This window comes from Virgibacillus sp., from assembly GCF_013393565.1.
GTDB classification, from domain to species: Bacteria; Bacillota; Bacilli; order Bacillales; family Amphibacillaceae; genus Virgibacillus; species Virgibacillus dokdonensis.
Genome location: NZ_JABXHF010000104.1, coordinates 1 through 9,859, shown reverse-complemented (window position 1 = coordinate 9,859; position 9,859 = coordinate 1). Strand labels below are relative to the sequence as shown.

Below are 9,859 nucleotides of genomic sequence, written 5' to 3'. Positions count from 1 at the left end.
ACTCCCAGCACAGACCCAAAGCTGGGCGCCTCAAGCCTGCACAAGGAACTTCATCGATGTGCCCTTTGGCGAATTTTTAGGCTCGCCTTCAGGTGCGGAGAACTGACTAGAATACTGCACCATTCCTTATTCTACATAAATTATATCATATATTTTAGAAAAAAACTATGGGTTAATAATCTCTTTGGCCAAAATAAATGGCTAAATCCATCAGATTAGAATTTTCTACGCCTGCAGCTTGCAGAGATTCTTTTGCTTTAAGAAGATATTGTTCTTTTTTCTCAATAGCACCATTTATACCAAGCAATTTTGGATACGTACTCTTTAAATTAAGCGCATCACTACCTACCGGTTTACCTAGCTTTACTTCATCACCAGTAACATCCAATATATCATCTTGAACTTGAAAAATAAGTCCTAAATAAGAAGCAAAAAGTTGTAATTCGTGCAATTGCTTCTCTGTAGCCCCTCCTAGGTATGCTCCTGCATGGACAGCGTAGCGAAGTAACTCACCTGTTTTTAAAGTATGTACACGTTCAAGCTCTTGTAAAGTAATCGCTCGATCTTCTGCTTCCATATCTAAAATCTGTCCAGCGACCATCCCTTTTGGGCCACTTGCTTCAGCTAATAGCGCTATTAATTCTGCTTTTTGGGCAGCTGTAAGTTTGTCATCTTTACTTATTATTTCAAAGCTGTAAGTCAACAAAGCATCGCCAGCTAATACAGCTGTAGCTTCACTAAAAGCTTTATGATTGGTTAGTTTACCTCTACGATAATCATCATCATCCATTGCGGGTAAATCGTCATGAATTAATGAATAAGTATGAATCATTTCCAGTGCTGCAGCGGAACTTAAAGCTACAGTTATATCCTTTTGAAACGCTTCATAGCTTGCAAGTAATAATATTGGTCTTAATCGTTTACCGCCAGCTTCTACTGAATAAGTCATTGACTGCTTTAATGCAGGAGGAACTTGTAAAGCTTGCATATACTTTTTTAAAGCACTGTCTATGAATTGTTTTTTTTCCTCTAAATACATCTCCATTTTTCGTTCCACGTTTATTCTTCCTCCTGAAGTGGGAATCCTTCTAATTCTCCCTGTTCGTTCATAATTTTGGTCATTTTTTCTTCTACTTGGTTTAACTTATCCGTACAAAGTTTCGACAGCTTCATGCCATCTTGATAGTAGCTGATTGCCTTTTCTAATGGAACGTCTCCTGTTTCCAGCTTTTCTACAACTTCCTCTAACTGTTGCATCGCTTCTTCAAATGATAATTCTTCCTCAGTCATTTTGACTCTCCTCCTTTGTTTCTATAACTTTACACTTTAAAAGTCCATCTGCTAAACGTAAAGAAATCGCATCCTCCCGTTCAACAGCATGCACAGACTTAATAATCTGTCCTGCACTTGTATAAGGAATAGAAAATCCCCTCTTCATTATTGCTAATGGATTAAGCAAGCTTAATTTATCCATTTCATTATGAAGTTTTTTTACCTTGTCTGTATGTAGTTGTTTCATCACCATATATTGTTGTTTCACTAATTGTTGAAGCTGTTGTTTTCCTCTTTCTACTTGTTTTCCAGGATGTTGAACGGTGAACCGAGCCCATAAGTGCTCGTAGGACTTATTACTTGCTTCCTTCGTATGTAACATCGCTTTTTGTAATTGCTCTATTTTCCCATCTAATTCTTGTTCTTTTTGTTTCAGCAACTGATAAGGGTAGCGAAAAGCATATGACTGTTTAAGTCTAAAAAGGTGTTTTTGCTGTTGTTTCCATTTTTCTTGCATATCTTTCGTCGCCATGCGTTTTAGTGTAGCAATCTTATCTTTAAGATCTTGACTCGACGGTACAGCAATTTCTGCAGCAGCCGTAGGGGTTGGGGCTCGTAAATCAGCTACAAAATCACTTATTGTCGTATCCGTCTCGTGCCCAACCGCAGAAATGATAGGAATGTTAGAATGAAAAATAGCTTTCGCCACTATTTCTTCATTAAAACTCCAAAGCTCTTCAATCGATCCGCCGCCTCTTCCAACAATTAACAGGTCAAAGTCTCCCTTTTGATTGGCAATTTCAATGGCCTGTTTAATGGATCGAGCAGCTGCTTCTCCTTGAACTAATACAGGCAGTACAATCATTTTAACAATTGGATACCTGCGTTTGATGGTCGTGATAATATCACGTATCGCCGCTCCCGTTGGCGAAGTGATAATGCCTATTTTCTGCGGTAATGGGGGGATCGCCTTTTTATAGGCTTGGTCAAAGAAGCCTTTCTTCTGCAATTTTTCTTTTAACTGCTCATACGCAACATACAGTGCTCCTATCCCGTCTGGTTCCATATGCTGAATGTATAGTTGATATTGGCCGTACACTTCAAATACACTAATTTCTCCTTTAATCAGTACATTCATTCCATTTTCTGGAACAAATTTTAAAAATCGGTTATTCCCCGCAAACATCACTGCTTGAATCCGTGAACGATCATCCTTTATCGTTAAATACATATGTCCGCGAGAATGATGTTTAAAATTCGATATTTCCCCACGCAACCAAACTTCCCTTAGATGAGGGTCTGTATCCATTTTCCGCTTAATGTACTTGGTTAATGCCGTAACTGTTAAATATTTATCTTTCACGGTTCTCGAACCCTTTTGCCGCTTTAATTGTATTCTTTAGTAACATTGTTATCGTCATTGGTCCTACTCCTCTTGGTACCGGAGTAAGGTATGCCGCTTTTTCTTTCATGCTTTCATAGTCTACATCACCTGTTAACGTACCATCATCTAAGCGATTAATTCCGACATCAATCACAGTTGCGCCTTCTTTAATATAGCTTTCATCAATAACATGTGCTTTTCCAATTGCAACAATTAAGATATCGGCTTGCTTTGTATAACTTTTAAGATCCTTTGTTTTCGAATGACAAGTAGTCACAGTTGCATGATGATTTAATAATAATTGGGTTACTGGTTTACCTACAATATTACTTCTTCCGATAACCACTGCATGTTGTCCCTTGATTGGAATTGATTTCGATTGTAACATGGTGATAATTCCATATGGAGTACAAGGTAAAAACGTATCCATCCCTGTCATCATTCTTCCTATATTAACAGGGTGAAACCCATCTACATCTTTTTCCGGAATAATCGCTTCAATTACTTTTTGCTCTTGAATATGATCTGGCAGTGGTAATTGAACAAGTATGCCATGTACTGTGGGATCATTATTTAATTTATGTATCTGTTGCAACAGTTCTGATTCCGTAACTGATGTTGACAACTCCAAAATCTCCGAATCAATTCCAGTTTCATGACAAGCCTTTTTCTTGCCATTAACATACGACTTTGAAGCAGGATGATTACCAACCAACACTACAGTAAGCTTAGGATGGATTCCTGTCGCTTTCAACTTGGTAACTTCTTCTTTCATTGCTTTTCTAAGCTCTAGTGATAAACCTTTACCATCAATAATTTCTGCTGTCAATGTATAGAACCCCCTCAATTATTTTAAAAACGATGTTTAAAAATTCCGGAAAAATGACGCCTTGAATTACTTCACACGTTAGAATGCATCAGATTTTAGTGCTCAAGTTAATTCAATATAGTGAAAATGTTTTAAGTTCTAAGTTTAAGTGCAACTAGGCTATTGTCTTTATTCCGCTTGCCAAGTTTTCTTAATTAATTTGTTTCTGGCTTTTATCTAAATTACTATACTGCCCGGAAACTGCGAGCTTCGAAGTCCGCATCGGCAGGACGTGCTATGTCGGTGTTGCATGTTAGGATCTTAACCGGTATCGGTCCTTCTTAACCTCTTTTTGAACACGCACTTAAACAAATTTAGACAGTACTCCATTTATGAACTTTCCTGATCGATCATCACCATACTTATTTGCCAACTCAATTGCTTCATTGATGGAAACACTCGTTGGAATATCATCCACATAGCTTATTTCAAATATCGCCATGCGAAGAATTGTCTTTTCGACCGAAGCTATTCGATCAATGGACCAATTTTTCAGCTTAGCTGTAAGCAATGAATCAATTTCTTCTTTATGTTGAATAACTCCATTAACGAGTATGGTTAAAAAGGCATTTTTGGTTGCTGTTTGACTTACATATTCCATATCTTCTATTGACTTCACTTCATGTATGTCAAGGGAGAATAATAATTGTAATGCCTTTTCTCTTGCTTGATGTCTATTCATTCCTTTGTAGCTCCTTTAATTTATCTCTTACAAAATCATAACATGATTTTAATTGCAACGCTATTACCAACTTTCGATTGTCCAAAGATAAAAAACAAAGCTTTATTTTAGAAAATTTTTGCTCAGCAAACCCGTATTCTAAGGGTTAACCTATCCCAGATATATCCGTTGGTTACCGTCCCAGAAGCTTTCCTTATTTTACTTCACTGACTAACGGGATTAGGAGCCCTTATCTACCAGCTTTTACTCCGAACTCTTGAAACACGATCTAACTGTTTCAAGGGTATTTGGTACTAGCATTTATCCCGCATGTAAGGTGCCGTAGACTCCCACTTTAAGAGTCTGAGTTGGTACAAAAGGGTCTAAGTGAGAGAAAACGGCACCTAAATGCCCGATTCGTTCAAGGGTCTTAGGTCATACCCTTGTGGTACTAACATTCAATAGGAGATGGAAGAAAACTCCTACTGAATGAAGTTTCACTTTATTTATAAATTAGTATAAGGATTCGTAATATAGCTATTCCCATTTGAGTGGTTGTTCAAAAGCCCCTATAATTAATAAATTTCTTCGCTTATGTATTGATATCCATCTCCGCTAGTCTTGGTTTTCTTTTTCAAGGACGCTCCCAAACCTAGTCAACCTCTAGTTTTTATTCTCCTGTTTGGACAAGCATGTTTTAGAATTCTCATCTCGCCTTAATACAAACCTTAGCGAGAGACCATTATCATTAGAAAAACTTGGCTTGTCGCCAAGTCTTTAGCGAAAGCTATAGTTTTTCTTATACTATAAACCCTAAAATTTTATACTTTCCTATAGTAAAATAAATACCCTTTCACAAGGAAATAGTATTCCTCATGAAAGGATCATTTTTAAACAATGTATGAAAGGTTAAATGTACAATTATTTATACGGTTCTGCCTCATCTTCCGCAGCATCCATCTGAATTCCAACCACATGAACATTAATTTCTTTAATATCTAATGCGGTCATATTCTTTAACGTTTGTCTAATATTTGATTGAAGCAATTGAGCTACTTGCGGAATGGAAACGCCGAATTGTAAAATTACATACAAATCGATCACAATCCCATTATCAGAAAGTTCAACCTTTACTCCTTTACTATGGGTCTTTTTTCCAAATTTTTCTGCAACACCGGAAGCAAAATTGCCCCGCATGGCATAAAGACCTTCTACTTCAGAAGCTGCTATTCCAGCAATCACCTCAATGACTTCTGGTGCAATTTCTACTTTACCTAAATTATCATCACTCACATTTAATAGTGGTTGTTCACTCATATGCTCACTCCTTTATATGTAACGGACAAAATCTTAGATTGTCCGTATTACATTCTATTCCTTTTCAACTTGTACTATCGGGTTTTCTTCAAGAAATTTCGTATTGAAATCCCCATTTAAAAAGACAGGATGCTCCATTATTAAACGATGAAAGGGAATCGTAGTATGTACCCCTTCAATGATAAATTCATCTAATGCCCGTTTCATACGATGAACAGCCTCTTCACGGGTTTTACCGTACGTAATTAGTTTTGCTACCATGGAATCATAATAAGGAGGTATTCGATAGTCTGAATATACAGCCGAGTCAACACGAACGCCAAGTCCCCCCGGTGGCAGATACATCGTAATAGTACCCGGAGATGGCATGAAATTTTTAAACGGATTTTCTGCATTAATTCTACACTCGATAGCCCAACCATCTAACGTAATATCTGATTGTCTAAATGATATTTCCTGATTATCGGCGATTTTAATTTGCTCTTTGATTAAATCAATCCCTGTGATTAATTCAGTTACAGGATGTTCAACTTGAATTCGGGTGTTCATTTCCATAAAATAAAATTCATGTGTTGTTCGATCGAATATATATTCAATCGTTCCTGCACCTTCATACCCCACTGCTTTCGCAGCCTTTACAGATGCTTCTCCCATTTTTCTTCTGATTTCTGGAGTAACTGCAGGTGACGGAGCTTCTTCCACTAACTTTTGTAATCGACGTTGAATGGAACAATCTCGTTCTCCAAGATGAATAACATTACCATGCTTATCTGCCAACACTTGGATTTCTACATGACGAAAATCTTCAATATATTTTTCGATATAAACCCCTCTATTACCGAAAGATGTTTCGGCTTCTTTCTGCGTAACTTCAATACCTTTAAGCAATTCTTCTTCCGTTCTCGCTACACGAATCCCTTTTCCGCCTCCACCAGCTGTCGCCTTAATAATTACGGGATAGCCAATTTCGCTGGCAATTACTTTTGCTTCCTTTTCATTCTCAATAATACCCTTAGATCCTGGAACAATTGGCACATTGGCCTCTTCCATTGTCTGACGTGCTACATCCTTAATTCCCATCTTTTGAATTGCTTCAGGAGTTGGACCAATAAAAATAATATTACATGCACGGCAAATTTCTGCAAAGTCAGCATTCTCGGCTAAAAATCCATATCCTGGATGAACAGCATCCACTTCTGTAAGTGTGGCTATACTCATAATGTTCGTCAAATTAAGATAGCTATCTTTACTTTGCGTCGGGCCGATACAATAAGCTTCATCAGCCATTTGCACATGTAATGCATCTCTATCTGCTTGTGAATACACAGCAACGGTTTCTATCCCCATCTCTTTACATGCACGAATGATTCGAACTGCAATCTCCCCTCTGTTTGCAATCAACAGTTTTTTTATCACACTCTCCATCCCCTTACTTTGTACTAACCCGGAATAACGGCTGCCCATACTCGACAAGCTGGCCATTTTCTACTAGTATTTCTACAATTTCACCACAAACTTCTGCTTCAATTTCATTGAATAATTTCATCGCCTCAACGATACATACTACGGTTGATTCTTCTACTTTGCTACCAACCGTAACAAAACTTTCCTTTTCCGGGGATGGGGCAGCATAAAATGTACCAACCATAGGAGAAACAATTTCATGATCGTATGCAGTTTTCGCTTTTTCTTGTGGTATTGGTTTTTCTACTTTTTCTTCAGAAAGCTTGTCCGGTTCTGATTGCTGCTCTATATTTGGCTGTATTTGTGACTTAATATCATTAACTCTTAGTTGGGGAGTTACTGATTTTTTTAATGAAATCGCTGTTCCGTTTGCTTCATAAGTAAACTCTTCAATTGATGATTGATCAATCAGCTTTATAATCTCTTGTATTTCATGCATATTTAACATGTATATATGGCACCCCTTCATCATACTGTTCAAAATTTATTATTAGGTACTAATAACTCCTGTTAATATTTTACGATAAATAGTAAAGAAACTTCAAGGTATTTTCTGAAGTGAAGGAGTAACGAGTAATATCAGTCTGTTCTAATTATACCAAGCTTAACCTCAGAAAGCGAACATTTGCAGCGGTTTAATACTAGATGAACATATCAAAAAAAATTGTAAGCATTAGTTCGTGACCAATTATATTAACGACCGTTTTGCAGTAAATATCCATTTTTAACTATTACTTCACTGTTTTCTTTTTAATTTATCTTTGTTGGAAAAAAAGACATTTAAAATGATTTTAAAAATTTTTCTTTATTCTATTTATGAATAAAACAGACATTTAAATATTGGACAAAAATATAAATACCAGCTATGGATTACTAGCATTAACTAATTTAGTCAGGAACAAAAGCTAGAAGCGTTTGATTAGCTTGTGTAAAAACGGCAGATCTTCTGAAGAGATAAAGGGAACTTCCATTCAAGGAGCGCTTTTCGCGTCGCTGTCGCTGTTTTTCCTTGTCCTTGAAAAAGAAGAACGCTTTTTCTACGTGCGGTGTATCACTATCGAAGCTTTTCTTGTCCTTGAAAACCGCGGTGTTTTGCTGTTGAAGCATACTCTGTCCTTGAGGAAGGAAAACCCTTTTTCCGTGTACAATGCGTCGCTGAGGTAACTTTCCGAGCCCTGTTGTAACGTCTTTGTGATCAACATCCTTGAAAAATCGCGATGTATCGCTGTCGTTATTCCTTTTTTTGCTCTGGACCAAAACGAATTAGGGATTTAGGAGCCGTTTTTCTCATCATGTTCGCAAATATCATAAACACATTTTTGAAATGAGAATAATCCGCAACTCTTTCAGGATAAAGAAAATATACCCTTACAACAGGGGTATGCCGACGTCTGAGCGACAAGCCCGCTTTTAGTCGGCCTTCCTTTAGATTCGAACCGAGTGTTGACGTATCGTAGAAGGAGGAGCGAAGTTTGCTATAGCTTGAGCGCATAAGCCTGACAAAACCTTTTAAGAAAAGATATCCAACATGTAAAATCGGATATAGGTTTCCTAGATATAAAAAATCCGGGAAAAGCCCGGATTTTTTACGCTATTCCTTTTTATTTGCTTCGGAAGGAACGTAGGATACATTTACCTTTTTATCACCGAGTTCATCTTTTACCATTTGTATAATGGAAACTGCTTCGGATTTTGGTAAATTCTCTTTGACTTTTACTTGGACTGTTACATTTGCATCTTCTGATCGAACAAGTACGTCTTCATAATTAGCTGAAGCAACGATCGTTTCTTCCAGAATTTTTTCTTTTGAAGCTATTTCTTCCATTGCATCGATTTCTTTTAATGCCTCATCTTTCTCAGCTGCACTTGCTGAACTGGAGGCAACAATATCCGTTAGTCGCTCTTTTTCCATATTTCTTTTATCCTGTAATTCCATGCGAATCGTCGTAAATAATTCATCCTGACCTAAGTTAGAAATTTCTTCTACTTCCGCCTCTTCTGAATCAGTCGGTACTGCTTTTTTACTTGCTTTGTCTTGTCCATCATTCAAATAAGCTAAATCTTCACTATCTGGAGAAGTCATATAATACACACTTAACACAATCATAAGACTCAACATAGTCAATAACCAAACTGTTTGCTTTTTTAACATTTTGATTCCTCCTTTTAATTCTTTGGCATTACGGATACTCGGTGTGTTGGTACATCCAACACTCGGGAAACGGCTTCAACTACCCATTTCTTGACAGTGGCATGATCTGTTCCTTTTGCAACCACAAACACTCCACGTACTTCTGGTTTTTTCGTTTGAACGAGTAAGGGTACCTCCTTTTCCCCTTGTCTAACTAATACGGTTTGTGTTTCTTGGGTCTCCTCCTCTATTTCTCTTGTGCCACCGCTTTTATCTGTTTCTTCTGTTGTTTGTTGTCCCTTTATCAAATTTTTTTCATATACTTTAATACTCGTTGATTCCAAATTCACCATTACTTCAGCTTCTGATACGCCTTTAATTTTATTTAATAATGCTTCTAAATCCTTTGTATAAATGGACTCCAGTTCTTCTAAATCGGATGTTGTACTCATTTTTGGGGAAGCTGTTTCTTCTGCTCGCTCATCAGCTTGTTCATTTGGCTGTTCAATGGCTGGTCCGACTTGATCTTCTTTGTCTGTTTTAAACGTTGAAGAAAAAATATTACCAATAATCAGAAGCAAAATGCTTACCAAAGCTAAAATAAGGATATAGCCCTTTTTTTTTATAAACTTGCTTCCATTGTCTTTTTGAAATAACTTTGAAAATTTATCTTTCAAGATGGACCTACCCTCCCACTGTAGTATCAATTTTTTCTTATCCATCTCCCACACCTCATTAAGCACTGCCTCTATTTCCTGAAGC

At 37.1% G+C, this 9,859-nt stretch carries 11 protein-coding genes; all 11 read right to left on the bottom strand.

All coding sequences use genetic code 11. The features are described from left to right. Positions 1–172: 172 nt before the first annotated feature. Positions 173–1,057 (bottom strand): polyprenyl synthetase family protein, encoded by an 885-nt coding sequence (locus HLX49_RS16350; protein WP_414930306.1) that lies wholly within the window; start codon positions 1,055–1,057, stop codon positions 173–175. Between the two features lie 2 nt (positions 1,058–1,059). After that, the gene (locus HLX49_RS16345; RefSeq protein WP_073004335.1) at positions 1,060–1,290 is read right to left on the bottom strand and encodes an exodeoxyribonuclease VII small subunit; all 231 of its coding nucleotides are present in this window, start codon (positions 1,288–1,290) and stop codon (positions 1,060–1,062) included. Continuing rightward, positions 1,283–2,635, bottom strand: a complete 1,353-nt coding sequence (gene xseA, locus HLX49_RS16340; protein WP_296363221.1) for an exodeoxyribonuclease VII large subunit — start codon at positions 2,633–2,635, stop codon at positions 1,283–1,285. Before xseA ends, HLX49_RS16345 begins: the two co-directional genes overlap by 8 nt. Next, complete coding sequence (gene folD / locus HLX49_RS16335) at positions 2,625–3,485, bottom strand: bifunctional methylenetetrahydrofolate dehydrogenase/methenyltetrahydrofolate cyclohydrolase FolD (RefSeq protein WP_216482010.1); 861 nt, start codon at positions 3,483–3,485, stop codon at positions 2,625–2,627. Before folD ends, xseA begins: the two co-directional genes overlap by 11 nt. 343 nt (positions 3,486–3,828) lie before the next feature. Continuing rightward, complete coding sequence (nusB, locus tag HLX49_RS16330; RefSeq protein WP_216482009.1) at positions 3,829–4,206, bottom strand: transcription antitermination factor NusB; 378 nt, start codon at positions 4,204–4,206, stop codon at positions 3,829–3,831. A gap of 900 nt (positions 4,207–5,106) precedes the next feature. Beyond that, on the bottom strand, positions 5,107–5,502 hold the full coding sequence (locus HLX49_RS16325; protein WP_216482008.1) for an Asp23/Gls24 family envelope stress response protein: 396 nt from the start codon (positions 5,500–5,502) through the stop codon (positions 5,107–5,109). Positions 5,503–5,556: 54 nt separating this feature from the next. After that, positions 5,557–6,918, bottom strand: a complete 1,362-nt coding sequence (accC, locus tag HLX49_RS16320) for an acetyl-CoA carboxylase biotin carboxylase subunit (protein ID WP_216482007.1) — start codon at positions 6,916–6,918, stop codon at positions 5,557–5,559. Between the two features lie 13 nt (positions 6,919–6,931). Next, entirely contained in the window at positions 6,932–7,414 is a 483-nt protein-coding gene (accB, locus tag HLX49_RS16315) for an acetyl-CoA carboxylase biotin carboxyl carrier protein (protein WP_216482006.1), read from the bottom strand. Between the two features lie 440 nt (positions 7,415–7,854). Continuing rightward, complete coding sequence (locus tag HLX49_RS16310; protein WP_216482005.1) at positions 7,855–8,073, bottom strand: hypothetical protein; 219 nt, start codon at positions 8,071–8,073, stop codon at positions 7,855–7,857. A 484-nt stretch (positions 8,074–8,557) separates the two neighbouring features. Next, positions 8,558–9,118, bottom strand: a complete 561-nt coding sequence (locus HLX49_RS16305; protein WP_216482004.1) for a SpoIIIAH-like family protein — start codon at positions 9,116–9,118, stop codon at positions 8,558–8,560. Positions 9,119–9,132: 14 nt separating this feature from the next. Next, a partial coding sequence (spoIIIAG, locus tag HLX49_RS16300; protein WP_367112765.1) for a stage III sporulation protein AG occupies positions 9,133–9,859 on the bottom strand: 727 nt, incomplete at its 5' end.

Excerpts from the sequence above, each read along its gene's own strand:
- nusB (WP_216482009.1), bottom strand. The coding sequence starts at position 4,206 with ATGAATAGACATCAAGCAAGAGAAAAGGCATTACAATTATTATTCTCC.
- accB (WP_216482006.1), bottom strand. The coding sequence starts at position 7,414 with ATGTTAAATATGCATGAAATACAAGAGATTATAAAGCTGATTGATCAA.
- HLX49_RS16325 (WP_216482008.1), bottom strand. The coding sequence starts at position 5,502 with ATGAGTGAACAACCACTATTAAATGTGAGTGATGATAATTTAGGTAAA.
- HLX49_RS16310 (WP_216482005.1), bottom strand. The coding sequence starts at position 8,073 with ATGCTTCAACAGCAAAACACCGCGGTTTTCAAGGACAAGAAAAGCTTC.
- HLX49_RS16305 (WP_216482004.1), bottom strand. The coding sequence starts at position 9,118 with ATGTTAAAAAAGCAAACAGTTTGGTTATTGACTATGTTGAGTCTTATG.
- HLX49_RS16345 (WP_073004335.1), bottom strand. The coding sequence starts at position 1,290 with ATGACTGAGGAAGAATTATCATTTGAAGAAGCGATGCAACAGTTAGAG.